This is a genomic window from Deinococcus indicus (assembly GCF_002198095.1).
GTDB lineage: Bacteria > Deinococcota > Deinococci > Deinococcales > Deinococcaceae > Deinococcus > Deinococcus caeni.
The window spans coordinates 93,554-118,700 of sequence record NZ_NHMK01000022.1 but is presented as its reverse complement, the minus strand read 5'-3'; the positions used below and the strand labels follow the sequence as shown (position 1 = coordinate 118,700).

General features: G+C 74.1%; 23 protein-coding genes. 12 read left to right on the top strand and 11 right to left on the bottom strand.

The window, feature by feature from the left end:
• Positions 1-16 precede the first annotated feature (16 nt).
• From CBQ26_RS14780 to dhbA, 5 genes are read left to right on the top strand one after another with little or no spacing between them, the layout of a single operon-like run.
• Positions 17-1,213 (top strand): isochorismate synthase, encoded by a 1,197-nt coding sequence (locus tag CBQ26_RS14780; RefSeq protein WP_088249406.1) that lies wholly within the window; start codon positions 17-19, stop codon positions 1,211-1,213.
• A complete protein-coding gene (locus CBQ26_RS14775) occupies positions 1,210-2,925 on the top strand; it encodes a (2,3-dihydroxybenzoyl)adenylate synthase (protein ID WP_172418113.1) in 1,716 nt (571 codons plus the stop codon). Before CBQ26_RS14780 ends, CBQ26_RS14775 begins: the two co-directional genes overlap by 4 nt.
• Complete coding sequence (locus CBQ26_RS14770; RefSeq protein ID WP_088249405.1) at positions 2,922-3,797, top strand: isochorismatase family protein; 876 nt, start codon at positions 2,922-2,924, stop codon at positions 3,795-3,797. The genes CBQ26_RS14775 and CBQ26_RS14770 overlap by 4 nt, the downstream gene beginning before the upstream one ends.
• A complete protein-coding gene (locus tag CBQ26_RS14765; RefSeq protein ID WP_172418112.1) occupies positions 3,794-5,089 on the top strand; it encodes a condensation domain-containing protein in 1,296 nt (431 codons plus the stop codon). The genes CBQ26_RS14770 and CBQ26_RS14765 overlap by 4 nt, the downstream gene beginning before the upstream one ends.
• Entirely contained in the window at positions 5,086-5,859 is a 774-nt protein-coding gene (gene dhbA, locus CBQ26_RS14760) for a 2,3-dihydro-2,3-dihydroxybenzoate dehydrogenase (protein ID WP_088249403.1), read from the top strand. Before CBQ26_RS14765 ends, dhbA begins: the two co-directional genes overlap by 4 nt.
• 154 nt (positions 5,860-6,013) lie before the next feature.
• Here dhbA and CBQ26_RS14755 read toward each other — a convergent pair whose 3' ends face one another.
• From CBQ26_RS14755 to CBQ26_RS14720, 8 genes are all read right to left on the bottom strand, one after another.
• Positions 6,014-7,009: a diguanylate cyclase gene (locus CBQ26_RS14755; RefSeq protein ID WP_088249402.1), complete on the bottom strand. Its 996-nt coding sequence runs from the start codon at positions 7,007-7,009 to the stop codon at positions 6,014-6,016.
• Entirely contained in the window at positions 7,006-7,779 is a 774-nt protein-coding gene (locus CBQ26_RS14750) for an Hpt domain-containing protein (protein ID WP_088249401.1), read from the bottom strand. Before CBQ26_RS14750 ends, CBQ26_RS14755 begins: the two co-directional genes overlap by 4 nt.
• Positions 7,776-8,699: a chemotaxis protein CheB gene (locus CBQ26_RS14745; RefSeq protein ID WP_088249400.1), complete on the bottom strand. Its 924-nt coding sequence runs from the start codon at positions 8,697-8,699 to the stop codon at positions 7,776-7,778. The genes CBQ26_RS14750 and CBQ26_RS14745 overlap by 4 nt, the downstream gene beginning before the upstream one ends.
• On the bottom strand, positions 8,696-10,648 hold the full coding sequence (locus CBQ26_RS14740) for a hybrid sensor histidine kinase/response regulator (RefSeq protein WP_088249399.1): 1,953 nt from the start codon (positions 10,646-10,648) through the stop codon (positions 8,696-8,698). The genes CBQ26_RS14745 and CBQ26_RS14740 overlap by 4 nt, the downstream gene beginning before the upstream one ends.
• A gap of 16 nt (positions 10,649-10,664) precedes the next feature.
• Positions 10,665-12,473: a methyl-accepting chemotaxis protein gene (locus CBQ26_RS14735; protein ID WP_143342152.1), complete on the bottom strand. Its 1,809-nt coding sequence runs from the start codon at positions 12,471-12,473 to the stop codon at positions 10,665-10,667.
• Positions 12,474-12,564: 91 nt separating this feature from the next.
• Positions 12,565-13,038 carry a chemotaxis protein CheW gene (locus CBQ26_RS14730; protein ID WP_088249397.1) on the bottom strand — a complete coding sequence of 158 codons (474 nt, stop codon included), beginning with the start codon at positions 13,036-13,038 and terminating at the stop codon, positions 12,565-12,567.
• A complete protein-coding gene (locus CBQ26_RS14725; protein ID WP_172418111.1) occupies positions 13,035-14,144 on the bottom strand; it encodes a CheR family methyltransferase in 1,110 nt (369 codons plus the stop codon). Before CBQ26_RS14725 ends, CBQ26_RS14730 begins: the two co-directional genes overlap by 4 nt.
• Positions 14,141-14,473 carry a chemotaxis protein CheW gene (locus CBQ26_RS14720; protein WP_172418110.1) on the bottom strand — a complete coding sequence of 111 codons (333 nt, stop codon included), beginning with the start codon at positions 14,471-14,473 and terminating at the stop codon, positions 14,141-14,143. The genes CBQ26_RS14725 and CBQ26_RS14720 overlap by 4 nt, the downstream gene beginning before the upstream one ends.
• Positions 14,474-14,686: 213 nt before the next feature.
• Here CBQ26_RS14720 and CBQ26_RS14715 point away from each other — a divergent pair, with 213 nt between their 5' ends.
• The 3 genes from CBQ26_RS14715 to CBQ26_RS14705 all read left to right on the top strand — a co-directional run bounded on the left by CBQ26_RS14715 (position 14,687) and on the right by CBQ26_RS14705 (position 16,807).
• Positions 14,687-15,298 carry a TetR/AcrR family transcriptional regulator gene (locus tag CBQ26_RS14715; RefSeq protein WP_088249394.1) on the top strand — a complete coding sequence of 204 codons (612 nt, stop codon included), beginning with the start codon at positions 14,687-14,689 and terminating at the stop codon, positions 15,296-15,298.
• 114 nt (positions 15,299-15,412) lie between these two features.
• Complete coding sequence (locus CBQ26_RS14710; RefSeq protein WP_216360375.1) at positions 15,413-16,225, top strand: SDR family oxidoreductase; 813 nt, start codon at positions 15,413-15,415, stop codon at positions 16,223-16,225.
• Positions 16,226-16,807 (top strand): NADPH-dependent FMN reductase, encoded by a 582-nt coding sequence (locus CBQ26_RS14705; protein WP_088249392.1) that lies wholly within the window; start codon positions 16,226-16,228, stop codon positions 16,805-16,807.
• Between the two features lie 354 nt (positions 16,808-17,161).
• Here the strand turns inward: CBQ26_RS14705 and CBQ26_RS14700 are convergent, their stop codons facing one another.
• From CBQ26_RS14700 to CBQ26_RS14690, 3 genes are all read right to left on the bottom strand, one after another.
• Entirely contained in the window at positions 17,162-18,664 is a 1,503-nt protein-coding gene (locus CBQ26_RS14700) for a protein adenylyltransferase SelO (RefSeq protein ID WP_088249391.1), read from the bottom strand.
• Between the two features lie 461 nt (positions 18,665-19,125).
• Positions 19,126-20,268 (bottom strand): VanW family protein, encoded by a 1,143-nt coding sequence (locus CBQ26_RS14695; RefSeq protein WP_229844152.1) that lies wholly within the window; start codon positions 20,266-20,268, stop codon positions 19,126-19,128.
• A gap of 169 nt (positions 20,269-20,437) precedes the next feature.
• Positions 20,438-20,917 carry a fasciclin domain-containing protein gene (locus CBQ26_RS14690; RefSeq protein ID WP_088249390.1) on the bottom strand — a complete coding sequence of 160 codons (480 nt, stop codon included), beginning with the start codon at positions 20,915-20,917 and terminating at the stop codon, positions 20,438-20,440.
• Between the two features lie 228 nt (positions 20,918-21,145).
• Between CBQ26_RS14690 and CBQ26_RS14685 the strand changes: the two genes are divergently transcribed.
• From CBQ26_RS14685 to CBQ26_RS14670, 4 genes are all read left to right on the top strand, one after another.
• Positions 21,146-21,883, top strand: coding sequence for a hypothetical protein (locus tag CBQ26_RS14685; protein WP_088249389.1), 738 nt, complete (start codon positions 21,146-21,148; stop codon positions 21,881-21,883).
• Between the two features lie 181 nt (positions 21,884-22,064).
• Positions 22,065-23,093 carry an ATP-grasp domain-containing protein gene (locus CBQ26_RS14680; RefSeq protein ID WP_244898049.1) on the top strand — a complete coding sequence of 343 codons (1,029 nt, stop codon included), beginning with the start codon at positions 22,065-22,067 and terminating at the stop codon, positions 23,091-23,093.
• Complete coding sequence (locus CBQ26_RS14675) at positions 23,090-24,286, top strand: phosphoribosyltransferase domain-containing protein (RefSeq protein ID WP_088249387.1); 1,197 nt, start codon at positions 23,090-23,092, stop codon at positions 24,284-24,286. Before CBQ26_RS14680 ends, CBQ26_RS14675 begins: the two co-directional genes overlap by 4 nt.
• Positions 24,283-25,056, top strand: a complete 774-nt coding sequence (locus CBQ26_RS14670; protein ID WP_088249386.1) for an HAD family hydrolase — start codon at positions 24,283-24,285, stop codon at positions 25,054-25,056. The genes CBQ26_RS14675 and CBQ26_RS14670 overlap by 4 nt, the downstream gene beginning before the upstream one ends.
• Positions 25,057-25,147: the final 91 nt, after the last annotated feature.

Genomic DNA, 25,147 nt, shown 5'->3' with positions numbered 1-25,147 from the left:
CCGCCCCGGAGGTCCCATGACAACCCTGACCGCCCCACCCACCCCGGCCCACACCCCGCGCACGCGGCCCTTCGAGTGGCACGCCCCGACCGGATCGTTCACCGCCCAGGCGCTGCCACACACCCCGCCGGGCCTGGATTCCGCCGAGCTGCCCGACCTGGGCCGCACGCTGCTGCGCCACGCGGGGCAGGCCGGTGCGGCGCGGCCCGGTGTGGTCGGCGCCGTTCCCTTCCGCCCCGGCGCGGCCCCGCACCTGCGGCCGGTGGACCTCGCCGCTCCGGTGACCGCGCGGCCCCTTCCCACGCTGTCCAGTCCAGCACTGCCGCTGCCCACGCTGAGGCGCGCCGTGAGCGTGCCGGACGCGGCGGGTTTCGAGGCGCTGGTCACGGACGCCGTGCAGACCCTGCGCGCCGGACGGCTCGACAAGGTCGTGCTGGGGCGCCTGCTCGACCTGCACCTGCACGCCGCGCCCGACCCGGACGCCGTGCTGGCCTGCCTGCGCGCCGCGCACCCCGCCGCGTACGCGTTCTCGCTGCCGCTGCCGGAAGGCGCCACCCTGCTGGGCGCCAGCCCGGAACTGCTGCTGCGCCGCGCCGGACGGGACGTGTCCCTGCGTCCCATGGCCGGCACCCGCACCCGCCCCGCCGATCCCGCCGCCGCCCCCGCCGAGGACGCCGCGCGCGCCCACGCGCTGCTGCACTCCGCCAAGGACCGCCACGAGCACGCGCTGATGGTGCAGGCCATCGCCGACCGGCTCGCGCCGCTGTGCCGCAGCCTGAGCGTGCCGCGCACGCCGGAACTGGTGTCCACCGCCACGCTCTGGCACCTCGCCACGCCCATCCACGCGCAGCTGCGCGACGACTCGTCCGGCGTGCTGGACCTCGTGCCGCTCATCCACCCGACCCCGGCGGTGTGCGGCGTCCCGACCGGCGCGGCCCAGGCCCACCTGGAAGCGGCCGAACCCTTCGACCGGGGCTGGTTCGGCGGCGCGGTCGGCTGGGCCGATGAATACGGGAACGGCGAGTGGGCCGTCACGATCCGCTGCGCCGAACTGCGCGGAACGCACGCGCGCCTGTTCGCCGGGGCGGGCGTGGTCGCGGACTCCGACCCGACCGGCGAGCGGCAGGAGACGGCCGCGAAGTTCGGCACGGTCCTCGCCGCGCTGGGCTTCACGCCGGCCGACCTGCCCGCCGCGCTGCTGGAGGCCCTGTGAAGGCCCCCCTGCCCCCACACCACGGCCCGCACGACGGACCGGACGAGTTCACGCCCTGGCCCGAGGCCCTGGCCCGCACGTACCGCGAGGCCGGGTACTGGCAGGGCGAACCGTTCGGCGCGTGGCTGAGCGGCCTCGCGCGGCGGTACGCGGACCGCCCGGCCCTCCTGACCCCGGACGGCCCCGTCACGTACCGCGAGCTGGACCGCCGCGCGACCGTGCAGGCCGCCGCCCTGGCCGCGCGCGGTCTACGTCCCGGTGACCGCGTGACGCTGCACCTGCCGAACACCCCGGCGTTCTTCGAGCTGCTGCTGGGCCTGCTGCGCCTGGGCGTGCGGCCCATCCTGGCGCTGCCCGCGCACCGCGAGCACGAACTCGGGTACTTCTGCGCGCACGCCGGGGCCGCCGCGCTCGTCACGGCCGCCGACCCGGAGCGGCTGGCGCTGGCCGCCCGCGTGCAGGCGGGCCTGGACCGCCCGCTGCCGGTCATCGCCCTGGGCGAGAACCCCGGAACCTGGGAGGGAGAGGCGGTGTCCTTCCTGCCATCCGCCGCCACCGCGCCCACGCCGGACTTCACGCCGCCCCGCATGAACGCCGGGGGGGTTGCGCTGTACCAGCTGTCCGGCGGCAGCACCGGCACGCCGAAACTGATCGGACGCACCCACGACGACTACCTGTACTCCATCCGCGCCAGCGCCGACCTGTGCGAACTCGGCGCGGACACCGTGTACCTCGCGGCGCTGCCGCTGGCGCACAACTTCCCGCTCACGTCGCCCGGCACGCTGGGCGCGCTGCACGCCGGCGGGCGGGTCATGGTCGCGCCGGACGCCGCGCCCGGCACCGCGTTCCCGCTGATCGCCGCGCACGGCGTGACGCACACTGCGCTCGTGCCGGCGCTGCTGCAGGTGTGGCTGCGCGCCCTGGAGGGCAGCCCGCACACCCCGTTCCCGTCTCTGCGTTGCGTGCAGGTGGGCGGCGCGCCCCTGAGCCCCGACGTGGCCCGGCAGGTGCGGCCCCGGCTGGGCGCGGCGCTGCAACAGGTGTTCGGCATGGCCGAGGGTCTCGTGAACTACGTGCGGCCCGGCGCACCCGACGAGGAAGCCCTCGGCACGCAGGGCCGCCCGATCAGCCCGCACGACGAGGTCCGCATCGTGGACGACCACGACCAGCCCGTCCCGGACGGCACGTCCGGCCACCTGCTCACGCGCGGCCCGTACACCATCCGCGGGTACTTCCGCGCGCCGGACCACAATGCCCGCGCTTTCACCCCGGACGGCTTCTACCGCACGGGCGACCTCGTGACCCGCACGCCCGGCGGGGCGCTGGTCGTCACGGGCCGCCACAAGGATCAGATCAACCGCGCGGGCGAGAAGATCGCCGCCGAGGAGATCGAGCACGCCCTGCTGCGCTGCCCGCTCGTGCAGGCCGCCGCCGTGGTCGGCACGCCCGACCCGTGGCTGGGGGAACGCAGCGTCGCCTTCGTGCAGGTCGCGTTCGTGGAGGCCACTCCCGGCGCGCCCGACCTCGCCCTGACCCTGAAACGCCACCTGCGGGACCTGGGGCTGGCCGCCTTCAAGATCCCGGACCGCATCGAGCCGCTGCCCGCGCTGCCGCGCACGCCGCTCGGCAAGACCGACAAGCCCGCCCTGCGCGCCCTCGCCGCCCAGCCTGTCGCCCCGTCCACGCCCCCCACCCACAGGAGCCGCCCATGATTCCCAGACTGCCCAGCTACCCCATGCCCGACCCCGCCTCCTTCCCGGACACCCGCGTCGCCTGGACGCCGGACGCCGCACGCTCCGTACTGCTGGTCCACGACCTGCAGGTGTACTTCCTGGACTTCTACGACCCGGCGCTGCCGCCGGTGCCGGAACTGCTGCGCAACGTGTCTCGCCTGATCGCCCGCTGCCGCGACCTGGGCATCCCGGTCGTGTACACCGCGCAGCCCGGCGACCAGCGGCCCGAGGACCGCGCCCTCCTGACCGACTTCTGGGGCAGTGGCCTGCGGGACGACCCCGCGCAGACCCGCGTGCACCCGCAGGTCGCGCCGCAGCCCGGCGACACGGTACTGACCAAGTGGCGGTACAGCGCCTTCAAGCGCACGCCGCTGGAGGAGCAACTGCGCGCCTGGGGCCGCGATCAGCTGCTGGTGTGCGGCGTGTACGCGCACATCGGGTGCGTGCTCACGGCGGCCGAGGCGTTCATGCTGGACGTGCAGCCCTTCCTGATCGGGGACGCCCTGGCCGACTTCAGCGAGGCCGAGCACCGTCAGGCCCTGACGTACGCGGCGAACCGCTGCGCGCAGGTGACCGGCACGGACGCCGCCCTGCGCGCCCTGGGCAGCCCCGCCTGGACGGAGGAGCAGGTGCGCGGGCAGGTCGCGGCCCTGCTGGGCGTGGATCCGCAGGACCTGCACGGTGACGACGACCTGCTGATGCTGGGCCTGGACTCGGTGCGCCTGATGCTGCTGACCGAGGACTGGCAACGCGACGGCCGGCGCGTGTCGTACGCGGACGTGGCGGCCCGCCCCACCCTGAACGCTATCGTGGCCGCCCTGAATGCCACGCCCGCCCCGGAGCCCGTGTGACCCTGACCGCCCCCCCCGCGCCGCCCGTCACCCGCGCGCTGCCGCTCACGCAGGCGCAACTGGGCCTGTGGGCCGAGGAACGCGAGCAGCCCGGCGGCACCCTGAACCACGTGGCCGAGACGCTCGACCTGCGTGGCCCCGTGGACCCGGCGCGGCTGCGCGCGGCCCTGACCGACACGCTGCGCGCCGTGCCGGCCCTGCATGTTCGCTTCCGGGACGACGGGCACAGGGTCCGGCAACTGCTCGGGCCGGTCACGCCCCGCGCGCCGCAGGAACACGACCTGAGCGGCCACCCCGACCCGGACGCCCGGGCGCAGGCCATCACGGACGCGCTGCTGGACGCGCCGCTGGACCTGCCGGGGGGCGAACTGTACCGCCACGCGCTGCTGCGCCTCGGGCCGGACCACCTGCGCTGGGTGTTCGTCACGCACCACATCGCCCTGGACGGCTACGGGATGCACCTGATGCTCGGGCGACTGGCCGCCGGGTACCGGCAGGAGGCGTGCGCGCCCTTCGACCCGCTGGACGCCGCCGTGCTGGAGGACGGCGCTTACCAGGCGTCCCCGGACCGCGCCCGCGACCGCGCCGCCCTGAACGCCGTGTACGCCGACCTGCCCTTCGAGGCCGCGCCGCTGCTCACGCGCGGCCTGAAACGCGGCCATCGTGCCGGACGCGACCTGCCCCCCACCCTGGTCCGCGACCTGCGCGCCGCGGCCGGGCCGCTGAAGGCCGGCTGGCCGGACCTGCTGTTCGCGCTGAGCGCCGCGTTCTGGCATGCGCAGACCGGCGAGCGGGCCGCGCTGATCGCCGCGCCCGTCATGCTGCGCCTGGGCAGCGCCGCCGCCCGCGTGCCCTGCATGGTCATGAACCTGCTGCCGCTGCGCGTGAACGTCGGCCCGCACGACTCGCTGCGCGCCCTGACCACCCAGGTCCGCGAGGCCCGCACCCGCACGCAGCCGCACGCCCGCTACCGCTACGAGCACCTATGGGCCGACCTGCGCGGCCGCCGCCTGTTCGGCCCGGAGGTGAACGTCCTGCCCTTCGCCGCGCCGCCGGACCTCGGCCCCGGCCTGCGCGTCACGGCGCGCACGCTGGCGTCCGGGCCGGTCGAGGACCTCGCCCTGACCTTCAGCGGCTGGGCGGGCGCCCTGCACCTGAGCGTGGACGGCCACCCGGACCTGTACACCCCCGCCCAGGTGGGTGACCTGCGCGACCGCCTGATCCGGGGGCTGGACCTTGCCCTGCGCGACCCGGACGCCCCGCTGCCCCCCCTGCTGCGGGAGCGCCCGTGAGCGCCCCCACGGACGGCTGGACCGGCCGGGTCGCGCTCGTCACGGGCGCCGCGCAGGGCATCGGCGCGGCCGTCACCCGCCTGCTCGCCGCGCGGGGCGTGCAGGTCATGGCCGCCGACATCCAGGCCATCCCACCCGAACTGCGCGCCCTGCCCGGCGTGTACGCCGCCCCGCTCGACGTGACCGACCCCGCCGACGTCGAACGCGTCGTGGCCCGCCTGGAACGTGACCTCGGCCCCGCCGACTTTCTGGTGAACGTGGCGGGCATCCTGCGACCGGGCACGCTGAACGACCTGAGCCTGGAGGACTGGCACCGCACCTTCGCCGTGAACACCACCGGCCCCTTCCTGGTGTCCCGCGCCGCCGCGCGGTCCATGCAGGCGCGCGGACGCGGCGCGATCGTCACGGTCGGCTCGAACGCCGCGCACGTTCCCCGCCACGGCATGGGCGCCTACGCCGCCAGCAAGGCCGCCACCACCCACCTGATGCGCTGCCTCGCGCTGGAACTCGCGCCGCACGGCGTGCGCTGCAACGTCGTGTCGCCCGGCTCGACCGACACCGCCATGCAGCGCCAGCTGTGGACCGACCCCGCCGCCCCGCAGCGCGTCATCCGCGGCGACCTGGACACCGCTCGGCTCGGCATTCCGCTGGGCCGCATCGCCGACCCCGACGACATCGCCCGCGCCGCGCTGTTCCTGCTCTCGGACGACGCGCGGCACGTCACCATGCAGCACCTGACCGTGGACGGCGGCGCCACCCTGGGCGCCTGATACGGACTGCCGTTTGTTTCGCCAACAATCCGGAACTTCACCGCCCCTGCCGGCTTCACGTCCGGAACCCGTGTTGCTCCCACTCCCTTCACTCGGATTGAACGGGCCTTGCAGCCCATTCAAGCGGAGTCCGTATGAGCCGGGGCGCGGCGGGTCAGGCCGGGGCGCGGCCGGCGGGCCACGTCTCGGCGCGGTTCCGGCCGGACGCCTTGGCGTGGTACAGCGCCCGGTCGGCGGCGTCCTTGAGGGTCACGCCGGCCTGCACGTCGGGGCCGCTCAGGTCGGCGGCCTCGGCCACGCCCACGCTGACCGTCACGAACCCCAGCGGGTGACGCGGGTGCGGCAGCCGCAGCTCCGCGAGCGCCTCGCGGATCCGCAGGGCGACCGTCTGACCGCCCTCGCGGTCGGTGTCGAGCAGCAGCGCCGCGAACTCCTCGCCGCCGTAACGGGCCACGAGGTCCGTGCTGCGCGGCGCGCAGGCCCGCAGCGTGTGCGCCACCTGTTGCAGGCAGGCGTCCCCAGCCGGGTGGCCGAGCGCGTCGTTGTACCCCTTGAAGTGGTCGATGTCCATCATCAGCAGCGTCACGGGCAGCTGACTGCGGGCGTGCAGCGCCAGCGCGTGCCCGTACTGCGCGTCGAAGGCGCGGCGGTTGGCGATACCGGTCAGGGCGTCCGTCTGAGACAGCAGCTCCAGCTGGTCGTTCAGGGCGTTCAGGCGGCCGTTCAGGACCAGCAGTTCCGCCTCCCGCTCGCGCCGGGAACGCAGCGCGCGGGTCAGGCGGGCGGCGCTGGTCGTGCGGGCGCACAGCGCCGCCGGGCGGATCGGCTTGGTGACGTAGTCGGTCGCGCCCGCCTGGAAGGCGGCGTCCAGCTGCTCCTCTTCCTGCACGGCCGTCACCATGATCACGCTCAGGTCCTCCAGGTGCGGGTGGCCGCGCAGTTCACGCAGGAACGTCAGGCCGTCCGTGCCGGGCATGATCAGGTCCAGCAGCAGCACGTCCACGCCCGCCGGATCGTCGCCGGTCATGCCCAGGGCGGCGCGGGCCTCGTCCAGCGTGCCGGGCGCGCGGACGGCCGCCCCGGTCGGCGCGAGGGCCTGCGTGAGCATGGCGCGCATCAGGGCGCTGTCGTCGACGATCAGTACGTTCATTCGGGCCTCCCCTGAAAGGACGCGGCCACCCAGGCGTCCGGCACGGTATCACGCGCCACGCGCACCGGGCGCCCCGTGACGCGCAGTCCCCGCGCCGCCCACGCCGCCCGCACGGCGGCCGATTCGCTCAGGACGCTCAGGTGCCCGGCGGGCCACCCGGCCTCCAGCGCCTGTTCCGCCAGCCGCGCCGACACCACGCCCAGCCGCTGCCCGCCGAACGGCACGACCGCGGTGGCGACCTGCACCGTGAACCCCAGCGCCCGCAGGTGCTCGCCGGTCGAGGCGGCCGCCAGGGCGCTGACGTCCATCACGGCGGCCGCCGGGGCGCAGGGCGGTTCCGCCGGAACCGGGACTGGCGCCGGTTCCCTCTCCTGGGCCGGGACCGGCGCGGGGCGGGTGTGGCCGCGCAGGTTCATGATCAGCTGCCGGACCTCCGGCGGGGCGGGCGCGCCGGGGCGCAGGTCGGCCAGTTGCGCCAGGATCAGGTCGCGGGCCGTGAAGGCGTCCGGCAACCACGCCCCGTTCCCGCCCGGCTGGTCGCGCAGGTGCTGCAACAGGTCCTCGAAGGCGCCCATCAGTTCGTGCAGGGCGTGCAGTTCCAGCATGGCCGCGCCACCCTTGATGGAGTGCGCCGCCTGGAACGCCGAGCGCAGCGCCCCGGCGTCGTCCGGGTGGTCCTCCAGGGCGTGCAGCGCGGCCTCCAGCGCCCCGAGCTGCGAGGCGGTCTCCTGCGCGAACAGCGGCAGGAAGTCGTGCGGGTCGAGGGTCACGCCAGCCTCCGCAGCGCGGCGCGCAGCCCGTCCGGGTCGAGGACGCCGCTGGGCTGCACGCGCGCCAGCGCCTGCTGCGGCATGGACGGCACGGTCGCGCTCTGCGGCGTCTGCACCAGCGTGGTCGCCCCGGCGCGGTGCAGCTGCTCCAGGCCCAGCGCGCCGTCGCTGCCCATGCCGGTCAGCAGCGCCGCCGTGACCGGCCCCCGGTGCGTGCAGGCCGACGCGAACAGCGCGTCGATGGACGGCAGGTGCTCCTGACCGGGCCGGCCCGGCCGGACGCGCAGCGCGCCCCCGCCGACCTCCACGTGATGCCCGTCCGGCGCGACGTACACGTGTCCCGCCTGGAGTGGCAGGCCCTCGCTGGCGGTGACCACCGGCCCGCCCGTCAGGGTGCCCAGCCACTGCGTGAGGTTCGGCCCGAACCCCGCCGAGATGTGCTGCGCGACCACCACCGCCCCCACCGGGGTCAGGTCCCGCAGCAGCGTCGCCAGCAGGCGCGGCCCGCCGGTACTCGCGCCGATCAGCGTCAGGGGCGGCCCGCTGCGGGCGGGCGCGGCCACCGGTCCCGCCAGGACGGCCGGGGCCGGCGCGGCGGTCGTCAGGACCGGCACGCGGCACAGCGCCGCCGCCGCCGCGAGGTCCGGGGCGCTCAGCACGCCCGGCAGCGGCGGCCCGCCCACCACGATGACCCGCACCCCCAGCGCCCGCGTGCGCGCCCGCACCTGATCCAGGTCCAGGTCCGGCAGCGACCACGTCAGCAGCAGCGTCGCGCCGCGCAGTCCCTCACGCTCCAGGTACGCCAGCGCCCCCACGACCGACACGGTCATCAGCCGGGGCGTGGGCAGCACCCGCGCGCCCTCCAGCCGCCGCTGCGGGTCGGTGGTGACCAGGACGGTCAGGCCCGGTCCGCTCGTCACAGCAGCCTCCGGACGGTGTGCAGCAGCGCCTCCTGACTGAATTCACCCTTCACGAGGTACGCGTCCGCGCCGGCCTCGGCGCCCGCCGCGCGGTCCCCCGGCGCGCCCAGCGACGTGAGCAGCACCACCGGCAGGTGCGCCGTGCGCGGATCGGCCCGCACCCGGCGCACCAGTTCCAGGCCCCCCAGCTCGGGCATCTCCACGTCGGTCAGCAGCAGGTCCGGCGGCTGCGCGCGCAGCGCCGCGAGTGCCTGCGCGCCGTCCGGAACGGCCAGCACCTCGAACCCGCCCTGCTGGAGGATCTGCGCGAGCAGCTGCCGCGTCACGGCCGTGTCCTCGGCCAGCAGCACGCGCGGCGCGGCGGGAACGGCCGCCTCCGGCACGCCCGCCGGGGCGCGGGTGGCGGGCAGGTGCAGCGCCCGCACGTTCAGGACCGGCACGACCTGACCGGACGGCAGGATCGCGGCCCCCTCCAGGTGCGGGGCGCCCTGCAGGGGCCAGCGCAGCGGTTTGATCACGATCTCCTGCTCGCCCACCAGGGCGTCCACCAGCAGCGCCAGCCGCTGCGTGCCCTGCCGCACCAGCAGGAACGTGCCCGGCTCGCCCACCGCGTCCGGCGCCGCGTCCAGCAGGGTCAGCAGCGGCACGGCCGGCACCGTCTGGTCGCCCACCCGCACGACCCGGCGGCCCTCCAGGGTCAGCAGCGGCCCGGCCCGCCCGGCGCGTTCCACCCAGATGACCGGCACGGCCAGCAGCTGCTCGCCGCAGCGGACGACCGCCACGCGCGTCGTCGCCAGCGTCAGCGGCACCCGCAGCATCACCGCCGTGCCCTGCGGCGAGCTGAGCAGCGTCACGTCGCCGCCCAGCTGCCGCGCCTGCGTGCGCACCACGTCCAGTCCCACGCCCCGCCCGGACAGGTCCGTGACCTGCTCGCGGGAACTGAAGCCCGGCGTGAACAGCAGTTCGGTCAGCGCGTCCAGGTCCGGCCCGCCGTCCGGCAGGGTCACGCCGCGCCGCGCCGCCGAGTCCAGCACCGCCGCGAAGTTCACGCCGCTCCCGTCGTCCGCGACCGTCACCTCGACCTGACCGCCCGCGTTGTACGCGTCCAGCCGCACGGTCCCCACCGGGGATTTCCCGGCGGCGGCGCGGGTCGCCGGGTCCTCCAGGCCGTGGTCGGCGGCGTTGCGGATCAGGTGCAGCAGCGGCGCGCGCAGGCGCTCCATGGTGTGCCGGTCGAGTTCCACCGCCGAGGCCCCCACCACCAGCCGCGCGCGTTTACCGGCCTGCCGCGCCGCGTCGCGCAGCGCCCGCTCGAACCCCAGCAGGAACGGCCGCGCCGGTTGCAGCCGCGCGGCGAGCACCTCGCGCGCCAAGTCGTCCGTCAGGGTCTTCAGGGCGTGCTGCGAGGCCTGCACGGACCGCCACGCTCCGGCGTCCTGCGAGGCGCGGGCCTGCGCGAGCCGTTCCTGCAGTTGCAGCCGCGCGCCGGTCAGCTCGCCGGCCAGCGCCAGCAGCGCGTCCAGCTTGCGCACGTCCATGGAGACGAACGCCGCGTCGTCGTCCGGGGCGCCGGACCCCGCCGGATCGGGCGCGGCCGGGCGCGGCGTCTCCGGCGACGGTTCCGGTGCGGCCGGGGCGAGCGGCGCGCCCGGTTCCGGCTGTGCGGACTCCAGCGGGCCCAGCTCCAGCAGGCCCAGCTCCCGCAGCAGCGCCTCCCAGTCGCCGCCCGCGCCTCCAGTCAGCTGCCGCTCGGCCCGGTCCGCCGCGTCGGCCAGCGCCGGGTCGTTCTCCACGGCGGCCGCCGCTCTCAGCGAGTGCAGCGCCCGCGCCGCCGCCTCACCCCCGGCCCGCAGGTCCGCGCGCAGGGCCAGCCACTCGCCGCGCAGCGCGCCGCTCAGGTCCCGGTCGGCGCGGAAGGCGGGACCGGGCGTGGCGTCCCGGCGGTTCAAGGGCGCCCGCGCCGCGTCACGTGCGGTACCGGGCGGTCAGGGCGTTGAGCTGCTCGACGAGTTCCTGCAGGTGCCGCGCGACCTGCTGGTTGTCCTGCGTGACGTTCAGGTGCTGCAGGGTCGCCTCGTTGATGTCGTTCATGGCGATCGCGATCTGCTCCATGCTCAGGGCGTGCTGCTGCACCGACTCGGAGATCTGCCCGGCCATGCGCGCCGCGCCGTCGTTCACGCCCCCGAGCGCCTGGATGGTCTGCCCGGCCCGGCCGATCAGGGCCGTGCCGACCTGCGCCTGCTTGCTGCCCTCCTCGGTCGCCAGCACGGCGGCGTTCGTGGCCTGCTGCACGTCCTCAAGCATCCGGCGGATCTGCTGCGTGGCGCCCTTGGACTGTTCGGCCAGCGTGCGGATCTCCTGCGCGACGACCGCGAAGCCCCGGCCCTGCTCGCCGGCGCGGTTCGCCTCAATGGCGGCGTTCAGGGCCAGCAGGTTCGACTGGTCGGCGATGTCCGCGACCGTCTCGATGATCTCGCTGATCTGCCGCGAGTGCCGCGACAGGTTCAGCATGTTCTGCGCGATGTCGTCCACGCGGCCCTGCAATGCCAGCATGCCCTGCTCGGCGTCCCGCGCGGCCTGCACGCCCTGCGCGGCGACCGCGCGGGCCTCCTCGGCCTGCCGGGTCACGTCGCCGGCCACCTCGACCGCGTGGCGGCTGCTGGTGCGGACCTCCTCGACGGCGGCGGTCGTCTCGGCAATCGCCGCCGACTGCTGGTTCACGCTGGTCGCCTGCTGCGTCGTAGCGGTCACCAGACTCTGACTGGACAGGGCCAGCTGCGCGCTGAACTCCTGGTTCTGCAGCGCGAAGGCCCGCAGCTGCGCGAGCATGTCCCGCAGCGCCAGCCCCAGCGTGTCCTGCTCGGACCGCAGCGGCAGCTCGGCGCGCAGGTCCCCGCTGGCGACCACGCGGGCCGACGCGGCGACCTCCTCGGTGTGCCGCGTGAGGTCCTGCACGGCCCGCCCGACCACGTCCTGCTCGTGCCGGGCGGGGAACGTCACCTGCGACGACCCCCGGCTGAGCTGCCCGAGCGCCTGCGCCAGCTGCCGCTGCTGCGCGCCGAACTGCCCGAGCGCGCCCAGCATCTGCCCGGTCTCGTCCCGGCTGCGCGCGGCGGGCAGCTCGTCCAGGTACCCGCCGGCCAGCCGCAGTGACGCGCGCGACACGACCTGCATGGCGCCCACGATCTGCCCCAGCACCAGCCACGCGAACGTCAGGCCCAGCAGGCCGCCCAGCAGCGCCGTCCAGGTCACGATGCCCTGGCTGCGGGTCAGGTCCGCCGTGAGCCTGACCTGCTCGGCGGCCAGCGCCGCCTCCCGCGTGTCGAGGTAACTGTTGATGCTGCGGACCAGCTGCGCCCGCGCCGGCTGGAGCTGCTCCTCGAACAGCGTGACGGCCGCCGCCGGCCGCGAACCGGCCACGCGCAGCAGCGCGTTCAGCTGCGTCTCCAGCGCCGCCCAGTCGCGCCGCACGTCACTCAGCGCCGGGCCGTCCGGCGCCGCTGCCAACTGCGCGACCGCCTCGGCCCGCACGGCCTCCAGGCCCGCCGTGTCCGGCTCGCCGGGGCGCAGCAGCAGCTCCTCGGACGCCACCAGCGTCAGGCGGTTCACGGCGCCGCGCAGGTTCGTCAGGACGCGCGCCTGTTGCAGCCCTGCGTTCAGCTGCGCGCTCACCTCGCCGGAACGACGCAGCGACGACACCGACAGCAGCCCGGTCACGATCAGGGGAACGACGAGCAGCAGCAGCACACCAAGCAGTTTCAGACGGATCGACATCAGAGGAGTCCTTTGGGCCGCGCCGGGCGCCTGGGCAGCGCACTCCGGCCGGGCAGGGCGAGGGGCAACGGGACGGGAAACAGGGGCGGGGTCACGGCGCGGGCCGCCAGGGTGCGGGCAGGGCGAGCAGCAGGCGGTGAAGGTCCAGCACCGCCAGCCCCGCCGCCGTGAGGCCCGAGACGCCCGGCGAGTGGAACGGCGCCGGCTGCAACTCGTCGTCCACCCACACCAGATCGGTCGCGTCGTCCACCAGCAGGCCGCAGGTGGACGCGCCGGCCGCCGTGACCAGCACCCGGCCCGGCCGGCCCGGCGGGTGCGGCCGGCCGGTCAGCAGCACGTCGGCGCGCAGCACGCCCAGCAGCTCGCCCCGCACGACCTGCAGGCCCGCCACGTGCGGCGCGGTGCGCGGCAGGGCCGTCAGGTTGGCGGGCAGGATCTCCAGCAGCTGCGCCAGCGGCGCGGCGTACGCCTCGCCCGCCACCTGCAGCAGCAGGGCGTTCACGGGCGGACGCTGCGCGTCCAGCGGGGCGGCCAGCCGCGCGGCCCGGCGTTCCAGGCGGGTCATCCTTCACCCGCCCCGTCCAGCAGGCGCAGGCAGCCCGCCCGGACCCGCGCCGCCAGCCAGCTGTCCCCGTGCGCGTCCAGCAGCGTCAGGGTGTGCCGCGCCTGCCGCTCGGCCCGTCCGTCCTGCCCGGCGCGGCGCAGGGCCCATGCCAGCGCCAGCTGCGCCTGCGGGTCGTGCGGCGCCTCGTACGCGGCGCGGCGGGCCTCCGGCAACTCCGGGTCGCGCGGGGCGTCGGGAACGGCCGCCCCCGGAGTGACCGGCGCCACCCCCGACACCCCCGCACCGGACACCCCCACCCCGGACGGACCCGCACCCTTCATCCCGGCCCCCGGCGCTCCGGACACCGCCGGTCCCGGCGCCGCCGCGAACGCCGGGCGGCGCAGCACCTGCGTTCCCCCGCTGCGTTCCACGACCAGTCCCAGATGCGCCGGCGGACGCGGGTCGCTGGGAGCCAGCAGCAGCACCCCGCCCGGCGCCAGCGCCCGCGCTAGGTGCGTGTACACCTGCCCGGCGGCGGCCGGCGTGAAGTAGATCGTGACGTTCCGGCAGGCGATCACGTCCAGGTCCCGCAGCGGCGCGGGCGTGGTCAGGTTGTGCACCGCGAACCGCACCCGCCGCCGCAGGTCCGCGCGGACCTCGAACAGGTCGCCGCGCCGCTCGAACGACCGCCGGACCTGCTCGGGCGGCACGCCCCGGAACGACCACGCGCCGTACCGGCCCTCCCGCGCGCGCCGCACCGACTCGGAATTCAGGTCGGTGCCCAGCACCTCCACCGTCTGGCGCGTGAACGCCGCCGCCAGCGCGTACGCCTCCTCACCGGTCGAGCAGCCGGCACTCCAGGCGCGCACGTGCCGGCGCCCGGCCAGCAACTCCGGCAACGCCTCGAGCTGCGCCCCGATCCGCTGGAACCACGTCTCGCCTACCGTGAACGCCGCCGCCACCTGCGACGCCACGTCCGGCCGGACCGTCGCGGCGCGCAGCAGGTCATCCAGACCGCCGTGCGCGCGCGCCAGTTCATCCAGGCGGGTGCGGGCCAGTCCGTGCAGCTGCTCGGTCCAGCGCAGCCCGGCCGTGTCCGCCAGCAGTTGCGGCAGCGGGCCGGTCACGGACGCCACACCACCGGTAGCACCTGACCGTCCAGCACGGCGTGGGGCGCGCCGTCCGGAACGTCCGCGACCGGACCGACCTCATCCACCCACCACGCCTCGCGGCGCGGACGGGTCACCACGATCAGGCGCTGCGCGGCCTCCGGTTCGGCCGGCGGCTGCGCCCACCACCCACGGGTGTCCTGCACGTCCAGCGTCTCGCCGCGCAGATGCACGCGTGGCCCTTCCTGACGCGCGGCGGGCAGGTGCACCATCGGGTACACCCGCTCGATCTGCGACAGCGGCAGGTAGAACCGCGCCTGACCGCTGCGGCACAGCAGCGCCGGCACGGACGGCGGGCGGTCTGGGGTGAGGGAGGGTGTCAGAGAGGACCTCGGGCAGGGCAGAAGGAGGGGAGGGAAGCGGGAAGCGCCGACGCCCCAGTGTAAGACCACGCCGTCTGACAGGCTCCCTACAGGCCTGCGGAGCGGCGTCCGACCCGCCGGCTTGAACGGAGCTTAATCTTGGACCCGTCTATATTTACACCCGTCCAGGTTTGTGGCATGATCCGGCCTGTGGAGGTCACCCCAGCACCCGGACGCCGTGAACGCAAGAAACTCGAGACCTGGCGAAAGATCCGCCACGTCGCCCTGAACCTGATCCTCGAACGCGGCTACAGCACCGTCAGCCTCGAGGACATCGCGCGGGCCGCCGACGTCTCCCGCGCCACACTGTTCAACTACTTCCCGTCCAAGGAAGCCATGCTCTTCGCACCCGACCCCGAGGAACAGCAGCGCTGGCAGTCCTTCCTGGACGCCCGGCCCAAAGGCGAACACCCCTGGATCACCCTGGAAGCCTTCTTCCTCGACTACACCGCCGGGTACGAGACCAAACTCCGACTGCAAAAGCAGTTGCAGGCCGAGGTCGCCGCGCTCCGCCAGGGCAACCAGGACGTCAGCGAACGGCTCAGCACCTTCCTCACCGACTGGCTCGGCCCGCGTCTGCACGCCCAGGGGCGCGACCCGCACGACGCCGCGCTGCTGAGCGCCCTGGCCTTCACCGTCATGGGCGTCGTCTTCGCCCGCTGGCAGGCCGACGAACCGTTCAGCGTCTTCCAGGACCTGCTGCGCACCACCTTCCGCCGCGCCGGACAGGGCCTGACCTCCACCCTCTGACCTCCACACGCTGACCCACCTCAACTGACCCACCCACAGACCCCCCTTCAGGTTCCGTCCCGCACGGCACCACACTTCTCTCACACCCCGAACACGGGGAAAGGCAGGTTCATCATGTCCAGAGTCTGGTTCATCACCGGCGCGTCACGCGGCTTCGGCAAGGCATTCGCCCTCGCGGCCCTGCAGCGCGGGGACCGGGTCGCCGCCACCGCCCGCACCCTCAGCACCCTCGACGACCTGAACGCCCACGGCGACGCCTTCCTGCCCATCCAGCTCGACGTGACCGACCGCGCCGCCGACTTCGCGGCCGTGCAGCAGGCCCACGCGCACTTCGGGCAGCTGGACATCGTCGTGAACAACGCCGGGTACGGCCACTTCGGGTTCATCGAGGAGATCAGCGAACAGGAAGCCCGCGACCAGCTGGAAACCAACGTGTTCGGCGCCCTGTGGATCACGCAGGCCGCGCTGCCCATCATGCGCGCCCAGGGCGGCGGGCACATCATTCAGGTGTCCAGCATGGGCGGGCAGGTCGCGTTCCCCAGCCTGGGCATCTACCACGCGTCCAAGTGGGCGCTGGAGGGCATGAGCGAGGCGCTCGCGCAGGAAGTCGCCGCGCAGGGCATCCGGGTCACGCTCGTCGAACCCGGCGCGTACGGCACCGACTGGGCCGGCACGTCCGCCAACCACTCGCAGCCCAACCCCGTGTACGCCCCCTTCCGTCAGGCCATGGCGGAGCGCGGCGCCGGCACCCAGATGGGCGCCCCGGCCGCCGCCGCCCGCGCCCTGCTGAAGGTCGTGGACAGCGAACACCCGCCCCTGCGCGTCCTGTTCGGCACGCAGGCGTACGACGTGGTGCAAGCCATCAACGCGCAGCGCGTGCAGACCTGGAAGGACTGGGAAGCCGTGTCCCGCGAGGCGCAGGGCTGAATGCCACGCATCGGCGTCATCGTCGGCAGCACCCGCCAGGGCCGCTTCGCAGATCAGGTCATGGAGTGGCTCACCCCGTTCCTGGAGCAGCGAACCGACCTGAGCTTCGAGACCCTTGACCTGCGTGACTTCGACCTGCCGTTCTTCGACGAGCGGGCCACGAACGCCCACGCCCCCACCCAGAACGCAGAGGGCCGCCGCTGGCAGGAGACACTGGCCGGATTCGACGGGTTCATCTTCCTGGTCGCCGAGTACAACCACGCCCCCACCGCCGCCCTGAAAAATGCGCTGGACTACGCCTACCCGGAATGGCAACGCAAACCCGGCGCCTGCGTCGGCTACGGCGGGGTCGGCGGCGCCCGCGCCGTGGAAGGCCTGCGGACCATCCTGATCGAACTGCAGATGGCGCCCGTCCGGCACGCCGTGCACATCGCCGGGAACGACTTCTACGCCGCCGTGACCGGACAGCAGCCCCTGGGTGCCCTCACGTACCTGGACGCTAGCGTGAACGCCCTGCTGGACGACCTGTCCTGGTGGGCGCACGCGCTGAAGGCCGCCCGCAGCGCCGGCACGCCCGGCTAAGTACATTGAAGCTGACAGTGCGAGATCTCCGATCCGGGTCCGTATCAGCAATGGGGCGGACAGGTTCATCCCTTCAGGGCAGACCAGTGATGAACACGCGCTGTTGACCCCTCCCCCTTGAGGGGGGAGGTTGGGAGGGGGTGAGCAGGCATGGCGTGACAGAAGACGTGTTCCATGCCTGTCCCCTCCGGCGCCTGAAAAGGGTCCGCACCATTGTTCATACGGACTCCGATTGAAGGGGCTGCAAAGCCCGCTGGGTCCGAGCGGATGCGAGTGGCAGCAACACGGGTTCCGGACGTGGAGCCGGCAATCCGGTGAAGTTCCGGATTGGTGGCGAAACAAACGGAATCCGTATCAGGTGCCGCAGAAGGTGCGGTAACAGGCCGTGACCTCCGCGCGGGCTGGCGTGAGGTACTCCGCCTGTTCCGGCGTCTCGTCGTACGGGCGCTGGACCGCTGCCAGCAGCCGCCTGAACGGCCCGAGATCCCCGTGGTCGGACGCGGCCGCCAGCGCCTCCTCGACCCGGTGGTTGCGCGGAATGACGGCCGGATTGACCCGGCGCATCCGTTCCGCGCGTTCGCTCCAGTCTGCGGCCGCATCGCCCTCGCCTCCCGCCCGTGTGCGCCAGCGGGTCAGCCAAGCGTCCGGCGCCTGCGGGTTGCTGAACAGCGTCCGCAGTGGCCCCTCGTTCCCGCCCGCCGCGTCGGCCAGTCGGCGCCACCCGAGCGTGAAATCCACCCGGTGGTCGTGCAGCAGGGCCAGCCAGTCCCCGGCGAGCGCACGGTCGGTCGCGTCGTCCCCGCCGTGCAGGCCCAGTTTCGCCCGCTGGCCGGTCAGCAGCGCGTCCTCGTACCACTCCGGGAAGGCGTCGATCACCCCGGTCGCCTGCCTGATGGCCTCCGACATGGCTTCCTTGCTGTCCTCAGCGGCGATGAGGGGCAGCAGCGTCTCGGCCAGTCGCGCCAGGTTCCAGCGGGTCACGGGCGGCTGGTTGCGGTAGGCGTAGCGCCCACCGTGGTCGATGGAGCTGAACACCGCGTCCGGGTCGTACGCTTCCAGGAACGCGCACGGGCCGTAGTCGATCGTCTCGCCGGAGATCGTGACGTTGTCTGTGTTCATCACGCCGTGAATGAAGCCCACGTTCATCCACCCCGCAACCAGCGCCGCCTGCCGCTGCGCGACCCGCCGCAGCAGGCCGAGGGCGCGATCACTCGTTCCGGCGAGGTCGGGGTCGTGCCGGGCGATGGCGTAGTCGGCCAGCTGCCGGACGCGGTCCGTGTCGCCCCGCGCGCCGAAGAGCTCGAAGGTGCCGACCCGCAGGTGACTGGCGGCCACGCGGGTCAGGACCGCGCCGGGCAGGGGCCGCTCCCGGTGAACGGTCTCGCCGGTGGCGGCCACGGCGAGGGCGCGGGTGGTGGGAAGGCCGAGGGCATGCATGGCCTCGCCGATCAGGACCTCGCGCAGCATGGGTCCGACGGCGGCCTTGCCGTCGCCCCGTCTGGAGAAGGGCGTGCGGCCGGAGCCCTTGAGCATCAGGTCACGGCGCGCCCCGGAGGGGTCGATGACCTCGCCGAGCAGCAGGGCGCGGCCGTCGCCGAGTTGCGGGGAGAAGCCCCCGAACTGGTGGCCGGCGTACGCCTGCGCGAGCGGCTCGGCACCCTCGGGGACCCGGTTGCCGGCGAAGATGGCGGCGCCGTCAGGGCCGTCCAGCACGTCCGGGTCCAGGCCCAGTTCGAGGGCCAGGGCGCGGTTGAAGTACAGCAGGTCCGGCGCGGGCACGCTGGCGGGCGACCAGGGAGCAGAGAAGCCGGGCAGGCGCGCGTACGTGTTGTCGAACCGAAACGGGGAGGCGGACATGGCAGACAGTCTGACGCTTCCCCGGACACCGACTGGACGCTGGTTACAGTCCGGCAGGGGTGATGCGGACTCCGTGCGCGGAGCGGTCCACTCGGTGCCGGTGGATGGCGCAATAGCTGGAGTCCGTCTCGTCAACGGTGCGGACAGGTTCATCACTTCCGGGCAGGCCAGCGATGAACACACCGTGTTTACTCCTCCCCCTTGAGGGGGGAGGCTGGGAGGGGGTGAGCAGGCCTGGCGTGACAGAAGACGTGTTCCAAGCCTGTCCCGTCTGGCGCTGGAACAGTGTTCGCACCATTGCTCATGCGGAATGCCGTTTGTTGCGCCAACAATCCGGAACGTCGCCGGATGGCCGGCTGCACGTCTGGAACCCGTTTCTCTCCCACTCTGTGGGGCAGCTCTACGAGTCGCATCCGCTCGGACCCGACGGGCCTTGCAGCCCATTCAAGTCGGAGTCCGTCTCAGTTGCGCAGGCGCCCGTCGCCGGGAGCGACGGCGAACACGCCTCCCCAGGGGCGGTAGCGGCTGACGAGCGTGTCGCGCCGGACTTTACCGCCGGGCAGCCGGACCTGACGGGTCACGCTGACGAGCGCGCCGGGGGCGGGCATGTCGATGCGGCGGGCCTCGTCGCCGTTCAGGGCGGGGTCGCTCACGAAGGTCGGGCCGGGCGCGGGGCGCACCTGCGACTGCTCCGGCGTGCCCGTCCAGATGCGCCGCCCGTCGTCCTGGCCGAACAGGTGGACGTTCAGGCGACTGGTGCGGGTGTCCCAGTCGGCCTGCACCAGCATGGGCGCGGGGGTGTCGTTGCGCCAGCGGAGGTTCTTGGCGGGGGCGTACACGGCGGCGTCCAGGCCCGGCTGGCCGTAGTAGGCCACCTGATAGGAGTGCGCGTGCCGTTCCGTGACGGGCAGGCCCGCCGTCCAGGCGGCGCGGAAGACGGTCGTGCTGACCTGGCACAGGCCGCCTCCGTCCTCGGTGCTCAGGCGGTTGCCGGTGATCACGTAGCCGGGCACGAAGCCGCGCGCGGCGGTGACCGGGCCGATCAGGGCGTTGAAGTTCAGTTCGCGGCCCGCCTCGATCCACTGGCCGTGCACGCGGGACGCCCCGACGCGGATGTTCTGCACGCGGAAGTCCGGGCTGCCCGTGAAGCTGGAGGTGCCGCTGCCCAGGTGCGTGATCCGGCGGGCCGCGGCCCAGGCGACGCTGCGGGCCGGGGCGGTCAGGTTCACGCGCAGCGGGGCGCTGTTCCGTCCGGCGTTCAGGGCGTCCAGCACGGCGCGGTCCGAGGCGGCGCGGTCCACGGTCCAGCCGGTGCGGGCCTGCGCGGTCCATGCGCGGCCCGCGCGGCTGAAGCGCAGGTCGCGGGGCGTGCGGGCGTCCACGGCGGCGTAGGCGCGGTCCAGGTCGCGCCGGAGTTCCGGGGTCAGGCGGCCGCTGCGGCGGACCTGCGCGGCGGCGTCTGCCGGGACGGTCAGGGTCCGCGAGTGGTGAAGGGTGGGGCGCTGCACCTGTCCGTTCACGAGCCGAGGCTCAGGGGCGCTCCAGCGCAGGCTCAGCGCGCCGGCCGGGGCGGCCAGCAGGGCGCACAGCAGCGTCAGGAACAAAGTCGTCAGCGCGGGCGGAGCGGGGGAGAGCAGGGAAGCGATGGTAGACCTCCGGGAGACGAGGGGGGCGGCAATGGCGTAGCGCCAACGGGGCAGCGCCAGCAGAGCAGAGGAGGGCGCGGGGCCGGGATGCCTCCCAGCGCCGCGCCCCCCACCGCCTGATGGTGGATCAGGGCATCAGGACCGTGTCGATGACGTGAATGACGCCGTTGCTGGCGCGCACGTCGGCCTTGGTGACGGTCGCGTCGTTGATCATGACCATGCCGCCGCTGGTGCTGACATTGATGTTCGCGCCGTTCACGGTCTTGGCGGAGGTCAGTTTCGTGACCTGCGCGGCGGTCACGCGGCCCGGCACCACGTGGTACAGCAGCAGCGCCTTGAGCTGCGCAGGGTCGTTCAGCAGGGCGTTCAGGTCCGCTTCCGGAATCTTGGCGAAGGCGGCGTTGGTGGGCGCGAACACCGTGAACGGCCCGGCGCTGTTCAGGGTGTCGACCAGTCCGGCGGCCTGCACGGCGGCCAGCAGGGTGCTGAAGTTCGGGTCGTTCGCGACGATGCTGGCGATGGTGTTGCCGCTGGGGACCATGCTGCCGCCGCCAGCGAAGGCGGAGCCGCTCAGGAGCAGGGCGGACGTCAGGATCAGGTTCTTCATGGTGGACCTCCGGTACAAGAGAAAGACTTGAATCACCCTGAAAGTGACTCTGGAATGAAGTGGCGTGCGGAGATCTGATGGTTCCGCGACGAAGTGATCTTAAACAGCCACCTGGAGAGGCCAGCGTACGGCGTCATACAATGAGCGGCCATTAAAGTAAGCGCGCTTCCGAAGTCTCATTTGACCTGCCCGAAGATGAGCCTGCGCGTGCCCTGCGGGCGTGTCAGAATGCCCGGCGTGACCGACCCCGACCTGCTCGTGCGCGCCCGCAAGCTGATGGGCCTGTACCGGGGCGGCGTGGGCGGCGAACGCGGCAACGCCGGCCGCCGCCTGAGCGCTCTGCTGCGCGAACACGACCTGACCCTGTTCGACCTGGATCCCAGCCTGCCGGTCACGCAGGACGTCGCGGCCCTCGACCGCTGGCGCGAATCGGCCGCGCTGCTCGCCCGGCTGGGCACCGACGCGCAGGACGACGCCCTGAGCGTCCTGGTCGACGCCGACGACCTGACCGACCCCGAGATGTGCCGCCTGCTGGAGGCCGTGAACCTCCACCGACTCGCCGAGGTGCGCGTGGACGGCTGGGCCGCCCTGGACGGCCTGGACCCGGCCGCGCTGCGGCAGGCGGCCGCCGCGATCACCCCGGACGACGTGCTGGCCGCCCAGGGTTCGCTCGCCGCCCGCCTGCGCTTCGCGGCGGCCCGGCAGCTGTACTTCCAGACGCACCCGCCCCGCCTGATCCGCACCGCGACGCCCGTCCACAAGGCGTTCGTGCGCGCCCTGATCGAGACCCTGACCGGCCACCCCGCCCTGCCGCCCGACCCGGAGGGCGTGCGCGCCCACCTGAGCGCCCCGCAGCTCGCGCGGGTCCGCGCCCTGAGCGCCACCTTCCTGCCCGAGGCGGACCGCCGCGCCGAGCAGGCCGCCCGCGAGTACGGCGAGGCGCTGGCCCGTCAGGAACGCGACTGACTCCAGACCGCCCGCCCGGAACGCGACTGACCCCAGACCGCCTGCCAGGAACGCGCCGGACTCCGCTTCCCGGCGTTTCGACTGGCAGGGGCGGCGGTTTTGCGGCAGAGTGTGGCTCCGGCTCCCGCCGCGACCGGCCGCTGCGCAGGCGGCGCGCCGGATGGGCGCCGCGAGGTCAAGTATGAAGAAGGTCCTGTTCAACAAGAATTTCAGTGTCACGGCTGCGCAGATCGCCGCGCTGGCCGGCAGCGGGTACGAGGTCTGGGCCAGTCACACGGACGCCGGGCACGGCATGCTGGCCGCCGCGCCCCACACCTTCCTCGAACCGCGCGGCCTGATCGGGGACGGGTACGCCGACTGGCTGCGCCACGCCTGCGAGGAACGCGGCATCGACGCCCTGATTCCCGGCAAGGAACGGGAGCTGCTGGCCCGGCACGCCCCGGCCTTCGCGGCGTCCGGCACGGCCGTCCTGGCCCCCGCCTCCGAGGACACGCAGCGGCACCTGGAACGCAAGGACGAGTTCCTGCGCGCCTGGGACCCGGCCACGCTGCCCATTCCGCGCTGGACGACTTTCGATTCGCTGGGCAGTTTCGACGCCGCCTGGGACGAGCTGCGCGAGGAGGGCACCCGCCTGTGCGTCAAGCCGGCGCGTGGCATCTACGCCAGCGGCTTCCGTGTGATCCTGGAACGCCCGGACCTGGGGTCGTTCCTGAAGGGTGAGCTGTACCAGATGAGTCACGCGGCCGCGCGCGAGCTGTTTGCCGCGCCGGACCTGCCCACCATGCTCCTGATGCACACCCTGGAGGGCGCCGAGCGCAGCGTGGACTGCGTGGCGTGGCAGGGCCGCCTGATCCGCGCCGTCGTGCGCCGCAAGTCCCCCGACGGGCAGCAGATCGAGTCCCGCCCGGACCTCGTGCAGGCCGCCGCGCAGATCGCCCGGCACTACGGCCTGAGCGGCATCTTCAACTTCCAGACGAAAGACGACCTGCGCGGCGGGACGCGCGTGGCGAACATGCTGGAGATCAACGCCCGCGCGTCCGGTGGCCTGCGGTACTCCATGGCGGCCGGCGTGAACTTCCCGCGCCTGCTGCTTGACGCCTGGGGCAGCGCGCTCGACTGGGACGCCCTGCCGCCCGTGCAGACCGGCCTGGACGTGGCCGAGGACAAGGTCGTGCGCGTCGTGCGCCGCCCCGCCCCGGAGCCCGCGTGACCGGCACCCCGCCCGCCCCGACCGACCAGCCGGCCGCCGCCCAGCCCGCGTCTGCCGGGCGCCGCGTGACGCTGCCCAGCGGGGAACTGAACCTGCACCTGGAACGGTCGGCGCTGCCGCTGGACGACCTGCTGGACTTCGCGGTGCGCCGCAACCCGAAACGCGGTTTTCTGTTCGTCAGCCGCGTGCTGGGCAAGCACATCCCGGTCCGGCCGTCCGTCGCGGCCGGCACGCACGCGGCGCTCGCGGCGGCCCTGCCGTCCCTGACCCGCCCGCACTTCATCGGGCTGGCCGAGACGGCCACCGCGCTCGGCGAGGGCGTGTTCCGCGCGTGGCAGTCGCTGCCCGCCGCAGACGCCCTGGCGGACGGTTCGTGGCTGGCGGCGGGGGGGCGCGGCACCTTCCAGCACACCACCCGTTACCACCAGCGGGCGCCGCTGCTGCTGCGGTTCGACGAGCCGCACTCGCACGCCCCGGCGCACCTCGTGTACGATCCGGGCGAGGCGGCCCGCGCCGCGCAGGAACTCGTGCTGGTCGACGACGAACTCTCGACCGGCACCACCCTGGAGAACCTCGCCCGCGAGTGGCTGGCGCTGCACCCGCACGTCCGGCGGGTCGTGCTGGTCAGCCTGACCGACTGGTGCGTGCGCCGCGACGCCGTGCAGGCCGCGCTGCCGGTCCCGGTGGAGTTCGTGAGTCTGTCGCGCGGCACGTTCACGTTCACGCCCGACCCGGCCTGGACGCCCGCCACGCTGCCCGCCGTGACCGGCGACGGCGGCGACCGCAGCGCCCTGCTGCCCGCCCGCAGCGCCCGGCTGGGGCACCCCGGCGGTCCGGACCTGAGCGCCTGGACGGCGCCCGGCGCCGACGCCGACCTGCGCGGCGGGCCGCTGCTGGTCCTCGGGACCGGCGAGTACCAGTTCCCGGCGTTCGCGCTGGCCCGCACCCTGGAGGCGCGCGGCCTGGACGTCCACTGGAGCGCCACGACCCGCAGCCCGGTCCTGCCGGGCCTCGCCATCGGGAGCGCCCTGACCTTCACCGACAACGTCGGGGACGGCATTCCGAACTACCTGTACAACGTGCGCCCGGAGGCGTACGCCCGCATCCTCGTCACCTTCGAGGGGCACTGCCATCCCGACCCGGCCCTGATGGAGGCGCTCGGGCCGCACGCGCGCGCCGTGAGGCTCTCGTGACCGACGCGCCCACCCCGTCCACGGTGGTCTTCGCGGACCTGGACGACACGCTGTTCCAGACGCTGCGCAAACTGCCCGGCGCGGACCCCGCCACCCTGACACCCATGACCGTGGACTCGCGCGGGCAGCCGCACTCGCACGCCACGCCCGCGCAGATGGCGCTGCTGGACCTGCTGGCCGCCCCGCACGTCACCCTGGTGCCCGTCACGGGCCGCGACGCGGCCGCCATGGCGCGCGTGACCCTGCCGCTGCGGTCCTGGCGGGTGCTGGACCACGGCCTGACCATCCTGACGCCCGCCGGCACGCCCGACCCCGAGTGGGCCGCGCAGGTCCGCGCGCAGCTCGCGCCGCTGCAGGAGCCCCTGCGCGCCGGGACCGGGGCGATCGCCCCGCACGCCGCGCGGCTCGGGGCGCGCCTGACCTCGCACGCCGCGCACGGCACGCCGTTCATGACCGTCCTGAAACATCCGGACGCCGACCCGGCCGTCCTGGCCGAGTTGCAGGACCGGCTGGAGGCCGCGCACGGCCCGGACCACCCGCTGCGGGTGATCGCGAATGCGAACAACATCAGCCTGCTGCCCCGCCACCTCGGCAAGGCCGCTGCCGTGCGTTACCTGCTCGGCACGCACCTGAGCGGCGCGGCCCTGACGCTCGGCCTGGGCGACTCGGTCAGCGACCTGCCGTTCCTGGACGAGTGCGATTTCGCGCTCACGCCCCGGCGCGGCCAGCTGATGCGCACGCTGCGCGGCCTGACCCTCCCACAACGCTGACTCTCCCGCAACGCTGACCGCCCCGGCGCAGGAACGGGCCGGGAACGCGCCCCTGACCTTCCCGTGCTTCCCTGACGGCGCGGCCCAGCCT